The sequence below is a fragment of the Rhodococcus tukisamuensis NBRC 100609 genome, from assembly GCF_001894985.1.
GTDB classification, from domain to species: Bacteria; Actinomycetota; Actinomycetes; order Mycobacteriales; family Mycobacteriaceae; genus Rhodococcus_G; species Rhodococcus_G tukisamuensis.
Map to the genome: position 1 here is coordinate 24,103 of NZ_BCXG01000004.1, position 18,431 is coordinate 42,533.

The window sequence follows — 18,431 nt, forward strand, 5'->3', positions numbered from 1 at the left end:
CCCCGCGTGCGAGCATGGACTGATGACCCACGGCCAGGCGAGATTTGACGCGATCGTCCTAGCGGGCGGCTCCGGCAGCCGGATGGGCGGCGTCGACAAGCCCTCGATCGAGGTCGCCGGGCGGTCCATGCTCGACACCGCCCTGGACGCCGTGGCCGACGCGAGCGCCGTGGTGGTGGTCGGCCCGCACCGCGCCGGCCTCGCCCCCACCGTCCGGCAGACGCAGGAGTCGCCGCCGGGCTCCGGCCCGGTCGCGGCGGTTGCCGCGGGCCTGGCCGAACTCGGTGATGCCGAGCTGGTCGTCGTCCTGGCCGCCGACCTCCCGTTCATCACCCCCGCGGCGATCGCCACCCTCGCCGCCGCCCTGGTCTCGGGCCCCACCGCGGACGCGGCGTTCGCCGTGGACGAGTCCGGCCGGGTGCAGTTCCTGCTGGGGCTCTGGCGCGTGGACGCGCTGGCCTCCCGACTGCGTGCCCTCGGTGCCGACGGACCCGCCAACCAGCCGATGAAGGTTTTGGTCCCCAAAAACCATGCGACGGTGCTCATGTCGGGCATCTCCGACTGCGACACCGACGCGGACCTGGCCCGGGCGCGGGCTCGCAGCACCGGCCCCCTGGCGAGCGGTTCCGCCACCGAGCTGAGCCTCGACGAGGCCCGCGCTCGCGTGCACCGCGGGGTCGACATGCTGACCGTGCGCACGCTCGCCCCGGTACGGGCGCTGGGCGGCGCGCTCGCCCGACCCCTGACCGCGGCCGCTCCGCTGCCCCGCCTCGCCGTCTCCGCCATGGACGGTTACGCCGTATCCGGTTCCGGACCTTGGCAACTCGACCCGATGATCCGGTACGCCGGATCCGAGGACGAGCTCGAGCTACCGGACGGACACGCGGTACGCATCGCCACCGGCGCCCACCTGCCGACCGGCGCCGACGCGGTGCTGCGCGACGAGCACGTCGACGCCACCGGCACCACCTTGCGCCGCAGGCCCGACGCCCCGGTCCGCGACGACACCCGCCGACGCGGCGAGGACTGGCACGAGGGTGACGAGCTGGCCCCGGCCGGCACGCCGGTCACCCCCGCGCTGGCCTCGGTGGCGCTGAGCGCCGAGGTCGGCGAGCTCGCGGTCCGCGGTCCGGTGCGGGCACGAATTGTGGTCAGCGGGGACGAGATCCGCCGCGACGGCCCGCTGCGTCCAGGGCAGACCCGGGACTCGCTCGGCCCGCTGATGCCGCAGTTCCTGTCCTGGTGCGGGGTACACACCGCCACCGAGGCCCACCTGCGTGACACCGCCGGCGGCTTCGACGAACTGCTGGCCCCGTCGACCGGGCTCGCCACCGCCGAGCACCTGGTGGTGATCGTCGGCGCGACCGGGGGCGGCGCCGCCGACCACCTGCGTCTGGCCCTGGACCGACGGGGCGCCCGCACGCTGGTGGGCCGGGTGCGCTGCCGTCCCGGTGGGTCGCAGGTGGTGGCGACGCTGCCCGACGGCCGGGTGGTGCTGGGCCTGCCCGGCAACCCCTACGCGGCCGTCGTGACGCTGCTGGCAATGACGCCGACCCTGGTCGCCGCGCTGACCGGCGTGCCGCGTCCGCCTGTGGTCACCGGGGCGGTGGTCAACGCGGCGGAGGTCGGCGCGGACGTCGCCCGCCTGGTGCCGGTCACCCGGCTGGCGGACGGCCGCTGGCGAGCCGTCGCCGGGTTCCGGACCGCGCACCTCGCCGGCCTGATCGGGGCCGACGCCCTCGCGGTCATCGAACCGGGAGCACCCGACGGCGGTCACGCCGAACTGCTGACGCTGCCCCGCTGACGCGGCCTTCGTGCGTCGACTGCGCCGACCCGCGGTAGCGGTCCACGAGCAGGCGCACCAGGTCCGGGTGCACCCCGAGCGGCTGCGCCACCCCGTCGGCGCCGGCGTCACCCAGCCTCCGGTGAAAGAGCCCGTCCGCCAACAGGTACGACGCCACGAACACCCGCCGGCGGCCGCCGGCCCGAAGCCGCCGCACCACGTCCGGTACCCGCGGCTGCGCCGTCGCAACGTAGCCGATGTGGACGCGGTCCTCGACCAGCTCGGCCAGCAGCGCGGCGCCGCGGCGCACGTCCGCGAGCGCGCGCGGGTCCGAGGAGCCCGCGGCGGCAAGCACCACCGCGTCGCCCGGCCGCCAGCCCGCCTCGCGGAGCCGTTGGCGGAGCACCCGCGCCAGCACCGGGTCGGGACCCAGCGCGGCGGTGACCCGGACGTCAGGGTGCCCGGAGTCTGCGACCTCGCGCGGCACGTCAGTGTGCACGTGGTAACCGGACGCCAGGAACGCCGGCACCACGACGGCGGGCCCGTCGAGGTCCCGCAGCACCTCCGCGGGCGACGGGCCGAGCACGTCCACGAACGCGACGCGGGTGGTCCCCACCGCGGACGACACCTCGTCCGCGAGCGCGGCGACCATGTCGACACCGCGGGTACTGCGGGTGCCGTGCGCCACCAGCACGAGCGACGGCGCGCTCACGTCTGCGGCCCGTCGTCGTTCCCGCCCGCCTCGTCGCAGGTATCCGCGTGGGCACAGTCGGTGGTGTCCAGCGCCAGCCGGTAGCCGCGTTTGACTATGGTCTGCACCATCTTCGGGGCACCGAGCCCGGCCCGCAGTCGCGCGATCGCCGTCTCCACCGCGTGGGTGTCCTCGCCGCCACCAGGCAGCACGGACAGCAGTTCCTCCCGGGTGACCACCCGACCGGGGACCCGGGTCAGGGTGCGGGTCAGGGCCATCGCCGCGGGCGGCAGCGGCCGGACCTCGCCGTCGACCACGACGCAGCCGCCGCGCACCGCCAACGAGTGACCTGCCGCCTGGAGCGTCACCGACCGACGCGGCAGTTCCTCGGCGATGTGCCGGGCCAGCGACCCAAGTCGGGCCCGGCCCGGCATCGTGGTGGGGACGCCGAGCGCCTCGAGCGGCGCCGCCGTGACCGGGCCGACGCAGACCGCCAGCACGGGACCACCGAACGCCTGGAGCAACGAGTTGATCAAGCCGATCTCCTTGGCGCGCATCAGCATCGACGCCACCGCGGGCGCGCTGGTGAAGCTGACCGCGTCGAGTCCCCCGGCCGCCGTCAGCTCGATCAGCCGGTCCATCGCGGTCTGGTCGTCGGGCGGGGTCCACCGGTACACCGGCACCGGCACCACGTGGGCGCCGGCGATCCGGAGCACCTCGCACAGGTCCGGCAGCGGCTCCCACTCGGTGGCGGCGCCGTGCATCTGTACCGCGATCCGCCGGCCCTCGATTCCCTCCGCCAGCAGGTGGTCGATGACCTCGGCCGAGGACTCGGAGGCCGGCGACCACTCCTCCCGCAGGCCGGCGGCCCGGATCGCGCCCGTCGCCTTCGGTCCCCTGGCCAGCAGCCGCGACGAGGACAGCGCGCCGCGCAGGTCCTCCGCGCTGCCCCATCCCTCCGCGGCCTCCATCCATCCGCGGAACCCGATCCCGGTGGTGGCGATCGCGATCTCCGGCGGGTTGTCGATCAGGTCCTGCGTGACGCGCTCGAGTTCCGCGTCGTCGACGAGCGGGATGATCCGGATCGCGGGGGCGAGCACCACGTTCGCCCCGCGTCGGGTCAACAGGGTGGTGAACTCCTCGGAACGCCGGGCTGCGGTCACCCCGATCGTGAACCCGCGCAGCGGATCACCGGTGTTCGCAACGCTCACGCCGCGCCCGCCCCGGACACCAGGACGCTGGGCACCTGCAGGGAGTCGTGTGCCTGCAGGGAGCCATCTGCCTGCAGCGAGCTGTGCACCTGCACCACCCCTGCCCAGACCCGCACGTCGTAGACCGGCAACCGCACCGACGGCTCGTCCAGGCAGCGGCCGTCGACCAGCGAGAACGCCTGCTTGAGCAGCGGCGAGACCACGATCGGTTCGCCGGCCCGGTCCCCGACCAGGCCTCGCGACATCACCGCGGCCCGGCCGTACGGATCGATGTTCCCCACCGCGTGCAGGCTGCCGTCCTCGAGCAGGAACAGCGCCACCTGCTCGCGGCCGCGCAGCAGCACGGCGACCCCGAGTCCGGGGATCAGCCGACTCAACGGACAGGCCGAGGTCCACTCGAGCCGGCCGTCGTGCACGCTCTCGCGTCCGGCGCCGGTCATGCGGTGGGTGTTGATGTCGATCTCGGTCATGACGGTCCTCCCTTGTCCCGGCCCTATTTCTAGTTGGGGGGTGTTTCCTCGGCGTTAAGTCGGCATTCCCGCTCCGTAAGGAGTGCCCGGCACCACTTCGTTGGGGTGCCGGACACGGCTGAGGGGCCTACAGCTCGACGGGCACGGCCGGCGCAGCCGCCGGGACCGCGGGCATCCCGATCAACACCGGGACCTTCCGGGCGCCGGAGTCGTCGAACGCGACCGTGGGGTCCGCCTCGTCCGGCGCGTTGACGAAGGACACGAACCGGGAGAGCTTCTCCGGGTCGTCGAGCACCCCCGCCCACTCGTCCCGGTAGCCGTCGACGTGCTTGGCCATTGCGGCCTCGAGCTCCGCGGCGATCCCGAGGCTGTCCTCGCACACCACGGCCTTGAGGTGGTCGAGGCCGCCGTCGAGGGCCTCGACCCACGGCGCGGTGCGCTGGAGCCGGTCGGCGGTGCGGATGTAGAACATCAGGTACCGGTCGATGTAGCGGACCAGGGTCTCGTCGTCGAGCCCGCCGGCCAGCAACTGGGCGTGCTTCGGGGACTGGCCTCCGTTGCCGCCGACGTAGAGGTTCCAGCCGTTCTCGGTGGCGATGACGCCGACGTCCTTGCCCCGCGCCTCCGCGCACTCGCGGGCACAGCCCGACACCCCGAACTTCAGCTTGTGCGGCGACCGGAGACCGCGGTAGCGGTTCTCCAGGTTCACCGCCATCCCGACCGAGTCCTGCACGCCGTACCGGCACCAGGTGGACCCGACGCAGCTCTTCACGGTGCGAAGCGACTTGCCGTACGCCTGACCGGACTCCATGCCGGCGTCCACCAGGCGCTTCCAGATCGCCGGCAGCTGCTCGACGCGGGCGCCGAACAGGTCGATCCGCTGGCCACCGGTGACCTTGGTGTACAGACCGAAGTCACGGGCCACCTCGCCGATCACGATCAGCTGCTCCGGCGTGCACTCGCCGCCCGGCATCCGCGGCACCACCGAGTAGGTGCCGTTGCGCTGGATGTTGGCCAGGAAGTGGTCGTTGGTGTCCTGCAACGACGCCTGGCTGCGGTGCAGGATGTGGTCGGAGTCGGTGGAGGCAAGGATCGACGCCACCACCGGCTTGCAGATGTCGCAGCCGGACCCCTTGCCGTACTTGGCGATCAACGCGGAGAAGGTGCGGGTTCCGGTGGCCTGGACGATCTGGAACAGCTCGGCCCGGGACTGCTCGAAGTGCTCGCAGAGTGCCTTCGACATCACCACCCCGGACGACGCCAGCAGTGCCTTCACCGTCGGCAGGCAACCGCCGCAGGTGGTGCCGGCGTTGGTGCAGGCCTTCACCGCCGCGATGTCGCAGGCGCCGTCGGCGATCGCACCGCAGATCGTGCCCTTCGTGACGCCGTTGCACGAGCACACCTCGGCGTCGTCGGGAAGCGCTCCGGCACCGGGCTTCTCGCCGGCCGGCGAGATCAGGGCGGCCGGATCGCCGGGCAGTTCCCGGCCGACCAGTGGCCGCAGCGACGAGTACGCGGACGCGTCGCCGACCAGGATGCCGCCGAGCAGCGTCTTGGCGTCGTCGGAGACCACCAGCTTGGCGTAGGTCCCCTTGGCCGCGTCGCTGAGCACCACCGCGAGCGCGCCGGGCGTCTGCCCGTGCGCATCACCGAAGCTGGCGACGTCGACGCCCATCAGCTTGAGCTTGGTGGACAGGTCCGCCCCCGGGAACTCGGCCGCGCCGCCGAGCAGGCGGTCGGCGACGATCTCGGCGGTGGTGTAGCCCGGCGCCACCAGCCCGTAGCAGCGTCCCTCGACGGCGGCGCACTCACCTATCGCGTACACGTCCGGGTCGGAGGTGCGGCAGCCGAGGTCGGTGAGGATGCCGCCTCGTTCGGCGACGTCCAGTCCGGCCTCGCGGGCCAGCTGGTCGCGGGGGCGGACCCCCGCCGAGAACACCAGCACGGCCGCCTCGAGTACCGAGCCGTCGGACAGTTCGACCGAGATTCCTTCGGGCCCTTCGGTGATCGACGAGGTCGACACGCCGGTATGCACGACCAGGCCGAGGGCGGTGACCAGCCGTTCGAGCAGCGCGCCGCCGCCCTCGTCCACCTGGGCCGGCATCAGTCGCGGGTTGTACTCGACCACGTGCGGGGTCATCCCCATCAGCTTGAGCGCATTGGCGGCCTCCAGCCCCAGCAGGCCACCGCCGACCACGACGCCCACCGCGCCCGGGCCGCCCTGCTCGGCCCGCTCCCGGATTCCGTCCAGGTCGTCCAGGGTGCGGTAGACGAAGCAGCCGTCCAGTTCGTGTCCGGGGACCGGCGGCACGAAGGGGTAGGAGCCGGTGGCCATCACCAGCGAGTCGTAGGCCAGCACCTCGCCCGCCGTGGTGGTGACCGTGCGCCCTGCCCTGTCGATCGACGCCGCGGACTCGCCGACCCGCAGGTCGACCAGGACGTCGCCCGGGTAGTCGTTGCCGGCGAGCGCGAGTTCCTTTGCGTCCCACGACCCGACGTAGGACGAGAGTCCCACCCGGTCGTAGGCGGGCAGGCGCTCCTCGCACAGGACGGTCACCCGCCACTGCCCCGCGTCGTCCCGCGCACGGAGCGCCTCGACGAACCGGTGCCCCACCATTCCGTGTCCGACCACCACTACCGACTTGCTGTTCATGCCGCGTCCTCCCGGTCGATCGAATGCTGTGCTGTGTGCCCGGTGCCCGCCGGGTCTGCGATGGTCACGGCCGCTGCTGCTCAGACCAGGACCGCGGCGCGGTCGTCGTCGGCGGCGTCCGCGGCCCGACTCGGGCGGCGCAGGAACACCGCCCACGTGACGGCCAGACACACCACGTAGAAGCCGAGGAACACCCAGAACGCCATGGTCGCGGACTTCGCGGGGCTGTTGTAGGACGCCCGCAGCACCAGGTTGATGCCGACGCCGCCGAGTCCGCCGATCGCCCCGGCGAAGCCGATCAGCGCGCCGGACATGGTGCGCGACCAGGCCGCCCGGCCCGCCTTGTCGAGGTCGCCGCGCGACTGCGCCTTGGCCTCGAAGATCGAGGGGATCATCTTGTACACCGAGCCGTTGCCCAGCCCGGACAGCAGGAACAGGGCGATGAAACCGAGCACCAGCGTCACCATCACCGGCCCGCTGGCGGCACCGGCGGTCGCGTCGTCGACGGTGCCCGCCGCGACCAGCACCGAGGCCGCCAGTGCCATCGCACCGAAGGTGTAGAGGGTGATCTTGCCGCCGCCGATGCGGTCGGCGAGGGCGCCGCCGAGGGGCCGGGCGATCGAACCGAGCAGCGGGCCGATGAACGCGATCTGCGCGGCATGCAGGGCGGCCTGCGCCGGGGTGTCCCCGCTGGCGAGGAAGTTGATCTGCAGCACCTGGCCGAAGGCGAAGGAGAACCCGATGAACGACCCGAACGTGCCGATGTACAGGAACGAGATGATCCACGAGTCCCGGAACTTCAGGGCCCGTCCCATGGCCCGCAGGTCCGCGGTCTGACCGCCGAGGTTGTCCATGTACAGCGCGGCACCGACGGCCGCGACACCGCAGAACACCAGGTAGACGGCGCACACGATCCACGGGGCGGTGTTGCCGACGGTCGCGATGACGAGCAGACCGATCAGCTGGATCACCGGCACCCCGATGTTGCCGCCGCCCGCATTGAGCCCGAGCGCCCAGCCCTTTAGCCGCTGCGGGTAGAAGGCGTTGATGTTGGTCATCGAGGAGGCGAAGTTACCGCCGCCGACCCCCGCCAGCGCCGCGACCAGTAGGAACACGGTGTATGAGTAGCCCGGGTTGAGCATCAGGTAGAGGGTGGCGAGCAGCGGGACGAGGAGCACCAGCGCACTGAAGACCGTCCAGTTGCGACCACCGAACCGAGCCGTCGCGACGGTGTACGGGATCCGCATCAGCGAACCGACCAGGGTCGGGACGGCCACCAGGAAGAACTTCCCGGCGGGGTCGATGCCGTACACGTCGGCGGGCATGAAGAGCACCATCACCGACCAGATGGACCAGACCGAGAAACCGACGTGCTCGGCGATCACCGACCAGATCAGGTTGCGGCGGGCGATCTCCTTCCCGCCGGACTCCCAGGCTTCGGTGTCCTCGGCGTCCCAGTGCGGGATGTAGTGGTTGCGGGAGAGCAGGTTCTCGGCGGTCACAGGGCCTCCTCGATGGCGTGGGAGACCCGACACTACGAGCGAGATGTTGCCCCGGTGCTGCCGACCGTGACTCGGCAGTGAACTTGCGCTCACCCGGCTCCGACGCCTGCGGTGAGAACAAACCCGCAGGTAAACGGGGTGCTACCGGATGTGAACCGGTGTTACCGGGCCGTGGCCGGACCCCAGGAGTCCTCCAGGTAACGCGGCTTGCACGCCACATACCCCGACACCAGGATCACCGCGACGGCACCGAGCAACAGGCCGAACGGCCACGCCCAGCCACCGGTGACGTCGTGCAGCACTCCGAACAGCAGCGGCCCCAGGCAGGCGACGGCATAACCGAGGCCCTGGGTGAAACCGGACAGCGCGGCGGAGCCGGCGCCGGTACGGGTGCGCAGGTTGATCAGGGTCAGCGACATCGGGAAGGTGCTCGGCCCCAGGCCGACCAGGAGGATCCACAGCACCGGCGCCCCCATCGGGGCGAAGAGCAGCCCGGCGAAGCCGATCAGGTAGAACACCGCGCAGCCCACCACGACGGGGTACGGGTTCGCGATCCGCGCGCACAGCGCGGGCGCACCGATTGCGGAGATGAACCCGACCGCGGCGAACAGTCCGACCATGGTGCCGCCGAAACCGGCGCTCGCCCCGGCCTCGGTGAGGATCTTCGGCACCCAGGTGAACAGGGAGTACGTGATCAGCGAGGTCATGCCGAACATGCCGGCCATCCCCCAGGCCACCGGCGAACGCCAGGCCTGCCCGTGCGGCTCGGCCGGGTTCGCGACGTACTCGGCGCTGGTGTCGAGGCGGTCGTGGCCGCGGCGTGAGACGACGATCGAGATCCACGGGACGGCGGCCGCGAAGGCGATCAGCGACCACATGCCGAGCGAGAACCGCCAGCCCTGCGCTTCGGCGACCGGCACCGCCACCAGTGCGGGCAGCACGGTCCCGACCTGCACGCAGGTGATGTAGATGGTGCTCATCATCGCGACCCGGTCGGAGAAGTACCGCTTGACCAGCGGCGGGATCACCACGTTGCCGATGCCCATGCCGCCGAGCGCCAACGCCGAGAGAGCCAGCAGCGACCACGTGTCGGACATCGCGGACCTGGTGGCGATGCCCACTCCGGTCATCGCCACCGATGCCAGGGCCACCCGCTCGAGCCCGAATCGCAGCGCCAGCCGGGGCGTGCACAGGCCCGCGACCGCGAACAGCGCGGTGGGCAGCATGCCGAAGACACCGACGACGGTGGAGCCGAATCCGATCTCGGCGCTGATCTGGTCGAGCAGCGGGGTGAGCGAGGTGACCGCGGTGCGCAGGGTGAGCGCGGAGAGCACGATTGCGACGAGGACGGTCAGCCGTCCGGCGACCAGCGCCCGCTTCGGAATCGTCCGCCGCTGCTCGATCGCCACCGTCATCACACACCCACTCTTCTCTGTCTCGGTACGTCGTCCAAAATCATAGGATGACCCGATGATGCCGTGCAACCGGGTTAAGATGCGGCCACCACCACCCGACGGAGAGGGAACCGTGCAACCCGTTCGCCGAACCAGCCTCATCGCCCAGGTCACCGACCAGTTGCGCGACGAGATCACCGCCGGCGCCTGGCCGGTCGGGTCCCGGATCCCGACCGAACCGGAACTGGCCGAGCTGACCGGGACCGGGCGCAACACGGTCCGCGAGGCCGTCCAGGCACTGGTGCACGCGGGGATGCTCGAGCGCCGGCAGGGCTCGGGAACCTACGTCATCGGCACCAGCGACCTCGGCGGCACGCTGGCGAAGTACTTCGCGTCGGCGCACGAACGGGACGTACTCGAGCTGCGCCAGGCCCTCGACGTGACGGCGGCCGCACTGGCCGCCCGGCGCCGCGACGACGCCGACGTCGCGAACCTGCGCGAGCTGCTGGCGACCCGAAACGAGTTGTGGCGCAATCCCGAGGCGGCCACCGGCGACGCCGGCCGCGACGCGGTCGCGGCCGACCTGGCCCTGCACCGGGCGATCGTGGCCGCCAGCCACAACGAGGTCTACCTCGAGTTCTACGACTCGCTGCTGCCCGCCATCGAGCACACCATCAACCTCGGTCCGGTGGCTGCGTCACACTCCTACGAGGCCGAACACGACGAGCTGGTGCGGGCCGTGGTCGACGGGGACGTCGAGGGGGCCGCGACCGCGGCCCGGCGGTTCCTCACCGAGTTGATCGCCAAGGCAACTCCCCCCGCCGCCCCCTGACGACGCCGCAACACCACGGCGCCGCAACACCGACGATCGCGGCTACGCCCAGGCCAGGACGTCGTCGTTGGCCAGCCGCGGAAGCCGGTCGAACCAGGGGTCGACACCGGGGTGGCCGATGTTCACCACCAGCACGGACTTGAAACGGCCGTCCGGGAAGAACTCCGCGTCGACGCCGGCCTTGTCGAACCCGCCCATCGGGCCCGCCGCCAGGCCCTGCGCGCGAACGGCGAGGGTGAAGTACGCGGACTGCAGGGCCGCGTTGAACTCGGCGGCGGAGGTCCGGGCGCCGTCGTTGGCGGCGTAGACGTCCTTGAGTTCCGGCCGGAACGGCAGCAGCGCCGGGATGTGCTCGTGGAACTCGGCGTCCATCGCCAGCACCGCGACGACCGGCGCCGACTGCGCCTTGGCGCGGTTGCCCTCGGCCAGGTTCGGGACCAGCCGGGCCTTGCCCTCCTCGGTGCGCACGAACACCACCCGCAACGGCTGAGTGTTGGCGGCCGTGGGGGCCCACTTGGCCAGTTCCCAGATGCCGACGAGTTCCGCGTCCGTGACCGGTTCGGCGGAGAAGGTGTTGGCAGTGCGCGCCTGCGTGAAGAGCAGTTCCCGGCCGGCCTCGTCGAGCGGCGCGGTGGCGTGCGGGGTGAGGTCGTCGATCAGCTCGGACATGATGCTTCTTTCTCCGTGGTCGCTATGAAAAAACTAGTCGCTACACAGACGGTAGCACTCGACTAGGATGGCGGCATGGCGAGCGAGGCAGCGACAACACACGAGCCCCGGGTCTGTGACGCGGCCCTCGCGCGGGCGTTCACCTTCCTCGGCAAGCGCTGGAACGGCGTGCTGCTGGGCACCCTGATCAACGGCCCGGCCGGGTTCTCCGAACTCAAGCGGGCGGTCACGGGCATCAGCGACTCGATGCTCTCCGAGCGCCTCACCGAACTCACCGGCGCCGGCCTGGTCCAGCGCACGGTCGAGCCGGGTCCCCCGGTCGCGGTGGACTACCGGCTCACGCCCGCCGGGCACGCGCTGCTGCCCGCACTCAGCGCGCTCACCACCTGGGCCGCGGAGAACCTGCCCGAGTAGGACACCGCCGTGTCGGCCAGGAACCCAGTCGGGCGGATCGACGGACGGACTAGAGCATCAGCCGGATCAGGTCGCCGGTGCGCAGCAGTCCGGGGAACGCCTCCGACGTCGACCTCGGGTGCAGTGCATGCACCGCAAGCCGGAAGATCAAGGCACGCAACAGCATCTGCGGCCACTCCGGGAGGTCTTCCCAGCGGCCGATCAGTTCCTCGTCGGCCCCGCCCCAGGACAGCGCATCGACCACGACCACGCCCGCGGCCCAGGCCGCGGGCCGCCAGTACGGGGTGATGTCGGTGATGCCCGGCGCATCCGCACCCGAGAACAGCACCGTGCCGAACAGGTCGCCGTGCACCAACTGGTCCGGGCTGCGCACCGGCTTGCGCAGCGTCGCAAGCTGGCTGATCAGCTCGATGCTGGTGCGTCCGTCCGCCGACGACGGCTCGAACTGGCCCTTGACCCCACGCAGCGGCACCTGCTCCCAGGCCGCCCGGTCGGCCGCGACGAAGACGTCGACGTCCTCCCACGGCGCCACCGGGGGCTGCACCAGGAACCGCGGTCGCTCCAGCGCCGCGGTCGCCGCATGCAGGCGCACCGACAGCGAGACCACCTCGTCGTGCCGCGGCTCCGGCGACCCTGGAATGAATGTGTCTGCGCGCCAACCCGACACGACGTACCTGCCGTCGGTGGCCCGTACCGGCCGCGCCAGCCGGACCCCGTCCGCCTCGAGCGTCTCCCGCACCTTCGCCGACCAGGCGGCGCGGGCGTGATCGGCCACCGCCGAGAGCACCACGTCGTCGCAGAGCCAGCCGCCGTCCCAGTCACTGCCCAGCGGGATCGGGTCCACTTCTCGAAGCCCGAACGTGGACCGGACGTGCGCGGGGGGTTCGACAGAGCTCACGGCGACCACGCTACCGTTGCCAGCCCGCGCCACCGAGTAGACGCGCCCTGCCGGGACCGTTCCCGGGGCCGGTCAGTACACCGGCAGCGAACTGTCCACCTGACTCACCCAGGCCATCACGCCGCCCTGCAGGTGGGTCGCGTCGGCGAAACCGGCCTTCTTCAGCGCGGCCAACGCCTCGGCCGACCGAATTCCGGTCTTGCAGTGCAGCACGATGGGACGGTCCTGCGGCAGCTCGGCGAGCGCCTCCCCCGACAGGATCCGGTCCTTGGGGATCAACGTCGCACCCGGCAGGTGCACGATGTCCCACTCGACCGGCTCGCGCACGTCGATCAGCTCGATCTCGCGGCCGGCCGCCAGCATCGCCGCCAGTTCCGGCGCGGTGACCGTCGACCCGGTCGCGGCGGCGGCGGCGTCCTCGGAGACGACCCCGCAGAAGGCGTCGTAGTCGATCAGTTCGGTGATCGGCTCGCGCGCCGGGTCGCGGCGCAGCCGCACGGTTCGGTAGCTCATCTCGAGCGCGTCGTAGATCATCAGCCGGCCGAGCAGCGACTCGCCGATGCCGGTGATCAGCTTGATCGCCTCGGTCGCCATGATGGAACCGACGGACGCGCACAGCACGCCGAGTACGCCGCCCTCGGCGCACGACGGCACCATCCCCGGCGGCGGCGCCTCCGGGTAGAGGTCGCGATAGTTCAGCCCGCGCCCGTCCGGGGCGGCATCCCAGAACACCGACGCCTGTCCCTCGAACCGGTAGATCGAGCCCCACACGTACGGCCGGCCCGCGAGCACGGCCGCGTCGTTGACCAGGTACCGGGTCGCGAAGTTGTCGGTGCCGTCGAGGATCAGGTCGTACTGGGAGAACAGCGCGACGGCGTTGTCGGGTTCGAGCCGGAACTGGTGCAGCCGAACCTCGACGTTCGAGTTGATCCCCAGTATCGACTCGCGGGCGCTCTCGGCCTTGGGCCGACCGACGTCGGACTGCCCGTGGATGACCTGCCGCTGCAGATTCGACTCGTCCACCTCGTCGAACTCGACGATGCCGATCGTGCCCACGCCGGCCGCCGCCAGGTACAGCAGCGCCGGCGAACCGAGCCCGCCCGCGCCGATCACCAGCACGCGCGCGTTCTTGAGCCGTTTCTGCCCGACCATCCCGACGTCGGGGATGATCAGGTGACGGCTGTAGCGGGCGACCTCCTCCCGGCTCAGCTCGGCGGCCGGCTCGACCAGCGGCGGCAGCGGCCGACGCGTGGGCTGCGACTTGGGGGACGGGGTGGACGACACTTTCGGCTCCTCGGTACTGCGCTCTCCGGCGGAGCGCATTCGGCGGCGGCACTGACTGAGGTCGGCGCGCACCCCTGCAGGTGCAACGCCTCGCACGATCCCACTCTTCCACGGAACGCGGCGTCCGCGGCTACCGTCTAGCCGCACCCGAAGTCCGTCCCAGTACAAACCATGAGGAGCACGATGACCGCCGGCCACACCCCGACCAGCTACACCGCCGAGGTCCCGGTGCGGTGGTCCGACATGGACGTCTTCCAGCACGTCAACCACGCCCGCATGGTGACCCTGCTCGAGGAGTCGCGAATCGACTGGCTGCGCGGCGTGGACCCGGAGGTCGCGGCGATGCTGCAGAACTCCGTGGTCGCGCACCTCGACGTGCGCTACCGCACCCCGCTGACCCACCACGACAGCCCGCTGTCGGTGACGATGTGGCTCGAACGGGTGCGCTCCGTGGACCTGACCATCCGGTACGAGGTGCGTGCGGCCGGCGCGGCAGCCGACTCGCGGCCCGCGGTCCGGGCCACCACCCAGCTCGCGCTGGGCGACCCGCACACCCAGAGCCTGCGCCGGCTCACCGCCGAGGAGCGCGAGCAGCTGGCGCCGTGGGTGCACGAGGCCGGCAGCTGACCACTGGCCACTAGCCCCTCGGATACGGCCAGGGGTTGAAGCGGCAGGTCTTGCCGTCCATCGGGACGACGCCCTCCGGGTCCAGCTTCGCGATGTCGTTGTTGGAGGTGCCGAAGGTCTGCTGCATCATCACCGGCGCGAGACCGCCGTCCGCCTCGCACGGCTGGTGCTGCTGGTAGCCGACGGCGTGCCCGACCTCGTGGTTGATCTGGTACTGGCGGTACGAGCCGATGTCGCCCTGGAAGCCCACGGCGCCCCGCACCCAGCGCGGCTCGTTGAGCACCACCCGGTTGATGCCCGGGTTGTAGCAGGACACCTCGAGCTGGATGTCGTACCCGCAGGCCTCCCGGATCGACATCTGCGAGGTCAGCGAGATCCGGAAGGTGGGTTCCCCGCTGTCGATGCGACGGAAGGCGAACCGCTGGTCGTGGGTCCAGCTCTTCGGGTTGGACAGGGTCTCGTCGACCATCCGTCCGAAGGACTCGTCACCACCGAAACCGGCGGTGTCGACGCCGTCCTCGACCTCGACCGTGTAGGTGAAGACCTCCTCCGCACCGTGGCCGACCTGGTCTCGGGTGCCCGGCACCACGTGCCAGGTGCCCGCGCCGGTCACCGTGAACGGGCCGCCCTCGGGCAGCGAACCGGCCGGGATCGACTCCGCGAAGTTGCCGTCGGCCTTCGGCGGCACCCCGATCACGTCGGTGCCCTCGGTGCTGGTGCTGCGCGCGCCGAAGCCGGGGTCGACGGCCGCGGTCTGGTCGGTGACGACGCCGCCGCGGACCGCGTCGACAAGCACCAGCACCGTCACCACCAGCAGGATCGGGATCGCGTAGGCACGCCACCCGTACACGGCGACGAACTTCCCGAGCTTGCTCTGCTTGCGTGCCTGGCGTTCCGGACGAGGGGTCCGGGGCCGTCCGACGTCGCGGCTGGTGGGGTCCCACTGGGCCCGCAACGGCTGGTGCGAGCCCACCCGCCGGGCGTCGGAGTCGTCCGGATTCCAGCCCTCGTCGCGGTCCTCGTCCGGGTCGCCACCGTCGCCTGGACCAAGCGGGATGCTGCCCCGCAGCCGCGGTCCACCTCGATCAGTCACCCAGCCAGAATCTCACAGACCGCCGCCGGCGCCATCCGGCGCGCCGGATCCGGCCCGCTCCGCGGCACCGCGGAGCAGGTCCGCAATGGCGGCCGCGGACTCGACCGGCGCCTCCCGTTGAGCCATGTGCCCGACCCCCTCCAGCACCCGCAATCGGCCGCCGGGGATCGCCTCGGCGACCCGGCGCGCGAGCCCCACCCCGACCAGTCGATCGGCCTCGCCCCAGATCACCAGGGCCGGTGCGAGCACCGCCCGGGCCGCGCCCCAGTGGCGGCCACGACCTGCCGTCCAGCTGTGCAGCAACGAGGTGAAGGTGCGGGCGACCGCCACCGCCGACCACGACATGGCGGCCCGGTCCTCGGCCAACGTCACGTCCTGACCGAGCCGCACCGGGTCGATGCCGGACGGGTCGCCGCCCCACACCGCGGCGATCTCCGCCCGCACCTGCTGCTCCGCCGGCACCCGCGCCATCAGCCCCGCCGCCCAGCCGCCGAGGACCGGAACGGCGGGCAGCGACAGCGGCAGGTAGGCCAGCCGTCGCGGCTGCGGCCGCAGGTCGGGGAAGGCGGGCGAGATCAGTGTCAGCGTGCGTACGAGATCCGGCCGACGACCGGCGACCCGGACCGCGACCGCCCCGCCCAACGAGTTCCCCACCAGGTGCGCCGGGCCGATCCGTTCGAGGTACTCGATCGTCAGCAGCACCAGCCGGTCCACCGAGTAGTCGCCGTCGGCGGCCGGCCCGGAGTAGCCGTGCCCCGGAAAGTCGAGCGCATGCCCGTCGACGAGCGGACTCAACAACGCCGCGAGGTCGGTCCAGGCGAGCGAGGATCCGCCGAGACCGTGCAGGTACAGGCCCGGCTGGGCGCCCGCGCCGCCGGGAGTGCGGCGCACGTTCACCCGGTTCCCGCCGAGCTCGATCTCGGTGGCCGGCCACGGCGGCGAGCACTGGTCGAGGTCACCGAGTCCGCGACCTGGAATACTCATGCGTACAGCATGCGCCATTGCGCCGTTGTCCCGGAGACCGTCCGGGTAGTCTTCGATAACTTTGTGCACCCGGTGCAGGGAGCAAGCTCACCACGGCACCAGCTGCGACGGTGACAAAGCAAGATGGGAACCACCATGACTGAACTCGCCGATCGGGCCACGTCCGATCGCTCCACGGCGCCTGCCGCCCCTGCCAAGCGCAGCACCCGGCTGCCGCGCGACGCCCGCCGACTGCAGCTGCTGCAGGCGGCCAGCGAGGTGTTCGTGGCCCGCGGCTACCACTCGGCAGGCATGGACGAGATCGCCGAGTGTGCGGGCGTCAGCAAGCCGGTCCTGTACCAGCACTTCCCCGGCAAGCTCGAGCTCTACCTCGCGGTGCTGCAGAGCTACGTCGACAGCCTGATCTCCGGCGTGCGACAGGCCCTGCGCTCGACCACCGACAACCGGCAGCGCGTGCGCGCGGCGGTCCAGGCCTTCTTCGACTTCGTCGACAACGACAGCCAGGGCTACCGGCTGGTGTTCGAGTCCGACCTGATGGGCGACCCGCAGGTGCTCGCCCGCGTCGACCAGGCCACCGAGGCCTGCGTGGACGCCGTCTTCGACCTGGTCAGCCACGACTCGGGACTGGACCCCTACCGGGCCCGGATCCTGGCCGTCGGCCTCGTCGGCACCAGCCAGTTCACCGCCCGGTACTGGTTGCAGGCCAACCGGCCCATCCCCAAGGAGGAGGCGGTGGACACCACCGTCGTGCTCGCCTGGGGCGGCCTGTCCCACGTGCCCCTGCACTCCTAGGCACTCGAGCACTCCGGCACTCGAGACACCGAAGGACACGAAGACGGGGCGCGGAATTGTCCGCGCCCCGTCTTCGTGTCCGGATCCTTCTCGTTCCGGTGCGACTAGCTGGTCGAGGCGAACCCGACCTTGCGGATGTCGGACGGGCCGATCTCCACGTATGCCACCTTGCTGGCCTGGACCAGGAACTTGCGTCCCTTGTCGTCGGTGAGCGCGAGCATCCCGGCCGAGTCGCCACTGAACGCGGCGGCCACCAGCGCCTCGACCTCTTCCGAGGTCTGGCTGCTGTTCACGTTGAGCTCACGCGGGCTGTCAGAAACGCCGATCTTGACCTCCACGGCCAACCTCCGAAATCTCGTGCCATCACTACCGCTGCCCAGGCTAGTGCAGCGACCGGGCCCGACGCGGCGTCCACGCTGTGCCGAGAGCGAACAGCGCGCGACCGTGCGGGTCAGACCAGTCCGAGGACCGCCATCCGTTCGGCGTGCCGTTCCTGCATGCGGTCGAACAGCGCCGCGATGCCGTTGAGGTCGCCGCTGGCGGTGATCACCAGTTCCGTCAACGCCTCGCGCTGCGCCATCACGTACTGCGCCTGGGTGATCGCCTCGCCGAGCAGGCGCCGGCCCCAGAGCATCAGCCGGTCCTTGACCTGGGTGCTCGACGCGACGGCCGCGCTCACCTCGTGCACCACGAACTCCGAGTGCCCGGTCTCGGCCAGCACCTCCCGCACCACGTCGGCCACCGACGGGTCCAGCGAGTCCGCGATCTCGCGGTAGAAGTCGGCGGCGATCCCGTCGCCGACGTGCGCCTTGACCAGGGCTTCGAGCCAGGTCGACGGGTGGGTGGCGGAGTGGAAGTCGTCGAGCGGCGTGACGAACGGCGCCATCGCCTCGTACACGTCGTGGCCGCGGGCGGTGATCGTCGTCTCGAGCGTCTCGAAGTGCTGCATCTCCGCGCCCGCCATCCGGGCGAGCGCGACCCGGCCCTGCAGCGTCGGGGACATCCGCGCGTCCTCCGCGAGGCGGTAGAAGGCGGAGATCTCGCCGTACGCGAGAACGGCGAACAGTTCGCCCACTCCCGGGTGATCGGCGGCGATGGCTGGCGTCAACGAATCCGAGGAATTGGCTCCCATGC

Annotated in this window: 18 protein-coding genes; 5 read left to right on the forward strand and 13 right to left on the reverse strand. The window is 71.5% G+C overall.

The features are described 5' to 3' along the window. Positions 1 to 22: 22 nt before the first annotated feature. Positions 23 to 1,804, forward strand: a complete 1,782-nt coding sequence (locus tag RT2_RS05605; RefSeq protein WP_072843561.1) for an NTP transferase domain-containing protein — start codon at positions 23 to 25, stop codon at positions 1,802 to 1,804. Here RT2_RS05605 and RT2_RS05610 read toward each other — a convergent pair. The 6 genes from RT2_RS05610 to RT2_RS05635 all read right to left on the reverse strand — a co-directional run bounded on the left by RT2_RS05610 (position 1,746) and on the right by RT2_RS05635 (position 9,725). After that, positions 1,746 to 2,495 carry a sirohydrochlorin chelatase gene (locus RT2_RS05610; RefSeq protein WP_072843562.1) on the reverse strand — a complete coding sequence of 250 codons (750 nt, stop codon included), beginning with the start codon at positions 2,493 to 2,495 and terminating at the stop codon, positions 1,746 to 1,748. The genes RT2_RS05605 and RT2_RS05610 overlap by 59 nt on opposite strands. Next, complete coding sequence (locus RT2_RS05615; protein ID WP_072843563.1) at positions 2,492 to 3,685, reverse strand: uroporphyrinogen-III synthase; 1,194 nt, start codon at positions 3,683 to 3,685, stop codon at positions 2,492 to 2,494. Before RT2_RS05615 ends, RT2_RS05610 begins: the two co-directional genes overlap by 4 nt. Continuing rightward, entirely contained in the window at positions 3,682 to 4,155 is a 474-nt protein-coding gene (gene nirD, locus RT2_RS05620; RefSeq protein ID WP_072843564.1) for a nitrite reductase small subunit NirD, read from the reverse strand. The genes RT2_RS05615 and nirD overlap by 4 nt, the downstream gene beginning before the upstream one ends. 127 nt (positions 4,156 to 4,282) lie before the next feature. Continuing rightward, positions 4,283 to 6,808, reverse strand: coding sequence for a nitrite reductase large subunit NirB (gene nirB / locus RT2_RS05625; RefSeq protein ID WP_072843565.1), 2,526 nt, complete (start codon positions 6,806 to 6,808; stop codon positions 4,283 to 4,285). Between the two features lie 80 nt (positions 6,809 to 6,888). Then, positions 6,889 to 8,310 (reverse strand): MFS transporter, encoded by a 1,422-nt coding sequence (locus RT2_RS05630; protein ID WP_072843566.1) that lies wholly within the window; start codon positions 8,308 to 8,310, stop codon positions 6,889 to 6,891. A 161-nt stretch (positions 8,311 to 8,471) separates the two neighbouring features. Beyond that, a complete protein-coding gene (locus RT2_RS05635; RefSeq protein WP_072843567.1) occupies positions 8,472 to 9,725 on the reverse strand; it encodes a CynX/NimT family MFS transporter in 1,254 nt (417 codons plus the stop codon). A gap of 112 nt (positions 9,726 to 9,837) precedes the next feature. Between RT2_RS05635 and RT2_RS05640 the strand changes: the two genes are divergently transcribed. Beyond that, on the forward strand, positions 9,838 to 10,536 hold the full coding sequence (locus RT2_RS05640; protein ID WP_072843568.1) for a FadR/GntR family transcriptional regulator: 699 nt from the start codon (positions 9,838 to 9,840) through the stop codon (positions 10,534 to 10,536). Positions 10,537 to 10,578: 42 nt separating this feature from the next. Here the strand turns inward: RT2_RS05640 and RT2_RS05645 are convergent, their stop codons facing one another. Beyond that, on the reverse strand, positions 10,579 to 11,205 hold the full coding sequence (locus RT2_RS05645; RefSeq protein WP_072843569.1) for a malonic semialdehyde reductase: 627 nt from the start codon (positions 11,203 to 11,205) through the stop codon (positions 10,579 to 10,581). 75 nt (positions 11,206 to 11,280) lie between these two features. On the opposite strand from RT2_RS05645, the gene RT2_RS05650 reads away from it, so the two are divergent. Further along, entirely contained in the window at positions 11,281 to 11,619 is a 339-nt protein-coding gene (locus tag RT2_RS05650) for a winged helix-turn-helix transcriptional regulator (RefSeq protein WP_072843570.1), read from the forward strand. Positions 11,620 to 11,668: 49 nt separating this feature from the next. On the opposite strand, the gene RT2_RS05655 is transcribed toward RT2_RS05650, so the two are convergent. Together RT2_RS05655 and moeZ are read right to left on the reverse strand one after the other, a co-directional pair. Further along, positions 11,669 to 12,517, reverse strand: coding sequence for a TIGR02569 family protein (locus RT2_RS05655; protein ID WP_072843785.1), 849 nt, complete (start codon positions 12,515 to 12,517; stop codon positions 11,669 to 11,671). A gap of 72 nt (positions 12,518 to 12,589) precedes the next feature. Continuing rightward, positions 12,590 to 13,840 (reverse strand): adenylyltransferase/sulfurtransferase MoeZ, encoded by a 1,251-nt coding sequence (gene moeZ, locus RT2_RS05660; RefSeq protein ID WP_083577093.1) that lies wholly within the window; start codon positions 13,838 to 13,840, stop codon positions 12,590 to 12,592. A 144-nt stretch (positions 13,841 to 13,984) separates the two neighbouring features. On the opposite strand from moeZ, the gene RT2_RS05665 reads away from it, so the two are divergent. Next, on the forward strand, positions 13,985 to 14,428 hold the full coding sequence (locus RT2_RS05665; RefSeq protein ID WP_072843571.1) for an acyl-CoA thioesterase: 444 nt from the start codon (positions 13,985 to 13,987) through the stop codon (positions 14,426 to 14,428). Positions 14,429 to 14,438: 10 nt separating this feature from the next. Here the strand turns inward: RT2_RS05665 and RT2_RS25280 are convergent, their stop codons facing one another. Together RT2_RS25280 and RT2_RS25285 are read right to left on the reverse strand one after the other, a co-directional pair. Further along, entirely contained in the window at positions 14,439 to 15,401 is a 963-nt protein-coding gene (locus RT2_RS25280) for a DUF3152 domain-containing protein (RefSeq protein WP_245709425.1), read from the reverse strand. A 132-nt stretch (positions 15,402 to 15,533) separates the two neighbouring features. Further along, positions 15,534 to 16,505, reverse strand: a complete 972-nt coding sequence (locus RT2_RS25285) for an alpha/beta fold hydrolase (protein ID WP_072843787.1) — start codon at positions 16,503 to 16,505, stop codon at positions 15,534 to 15,536. 135 nt (positions 16,506 to 16,640) lie between these two features. On the opposite strand from RT2_RS25285, the gene fasR reads away from it, so the two are divergent. Continuing rightward, on the forward strand, positions 16,641 to 17,297 hold the full coding sequence (gene fasR, locus RT2_RS05680) for an HTH-type transcriptional activator FasR (protein ID WP_072843788.1): 657 nt from the start codon (positions 16,641 to 16,643) through the stop codon (positions 17,295 to 17,297). A 104-nt stretch (positions 17,298 to 17,401) separates the two neighbouring features. Here fasR and RT2_RS05685 read toward each other — a convergent pair whose 3' ends face one another. Together RT2_RS05685 and RT2_RS05690 are read right to left on the reverse strand one after the other, a co-directional pair. Further along, complete coding sequence (locus RT2_RS05685; protein ID WP_072843573.1) at positions 17,402 to 17,635, reverse strand: DUF3107 domain-containing protein; 234 nt, start codon at positions 17,633 to 17,635, stop codon at positions 17,402 to 17,404. Positions 17,636 to 17,748: 113 nt separating this feature from the next. Further along, positions 17,749 to 18,429 (reverse strand): ferritin-like fold-containing protein, encoded by a 681-nt coding sequence (locus tag RT2_RS05690; protein WP_072843574.1) that lies wholly within the window; start codon positions 18,427 to 18,429, stop codon positions 17,749 to 17,751. Positions 18,430 to 18,431: the final 2 nt, after the last annotated feature.

What these genes read in the sequence shown, in the direction of transcription:
- RT2_RS05605 (WP_072843561.1), top strand. Translation starts at nt 23, where the DNA reads ATGACCCACGGCCAGGCGAGATTTGACGCGATCGTCCTAGCGGGCGGC.
- nirB (WP_072843565.1), bottom strand. Translation starts at nt 6,808, where the DNA reads ATGAACAGCAAGTCGGTAGTGGTGGTCGGACACGGAATGGTGGGGCAC.
- RT2_RS05690 (WP_072843574.1), bottom strand. Translation starts at nt 18,429, where the DNA reads ATGGGAGCCAATTCCTCGGATTCGTTGACGCCAGCCATCGCCGCCGAT.
- fasR (WP_072843788.1), top strand. Translation starts at nt 16,641, where the DNA reads ATGACTGAACTCGCCGATCGGGCCACGTCCGATCGCTCCACGGCGCCT.
- RT2_RS05665 (WP_072843571.1), top strand. Translation starts at nt 13,985, where the DNA reads ATGACCGCCGGCCACACCCCGACCAGCTACACCGCCGAGGTCCCGGTG.
- RT2_RS25285 (WP_072843787.1), bottom strand. Translation starts at nt 16,505, where the DNA reads ATGAGTATTCCAGGTCGCGGACTCGGTGACCTCGACCAGTGCTCGCCG.
- RT2_RS05645 (WP_072843569.1), bottom strand. Translation starts at nt 11,205, where the DNA reads ATGTCCGAGCTGATCGACGACCTCACCCCGCACGCCACCGCGCCGCTC.
- moeZ (WP_083577093.1), bottom strand. Translation starts at nt 13,840, where the DNA reads ATGCGCTCCGCCGGAGAGCGCAGTACCGAGGAGCCGAAAGTGTCGTCC.
- RT2_RS05650 (WP_072843570.1), top strand. Translation starts at nt 11,281, where the DNA reads ATGGCGAGCGAGGCAGCGACAACACACGAGCCCCGGGTCTGTGACGCG.
- RT2_RS05635 (WP_072843567.1), bottom strand. Translation starts at nt 9,725, where the DNA reads ATGACGGTGGCGATCGAGCAGCGGCGGACGATTCCGAAGCGGGCGCTG.
- nirD (WP_072843564.1), bottom strand. Translation starts at nt 4,155, where the DNA reads ATGACCGAGATCGACATCAACACCCACCGCATGACCGGCGCCGGACGC.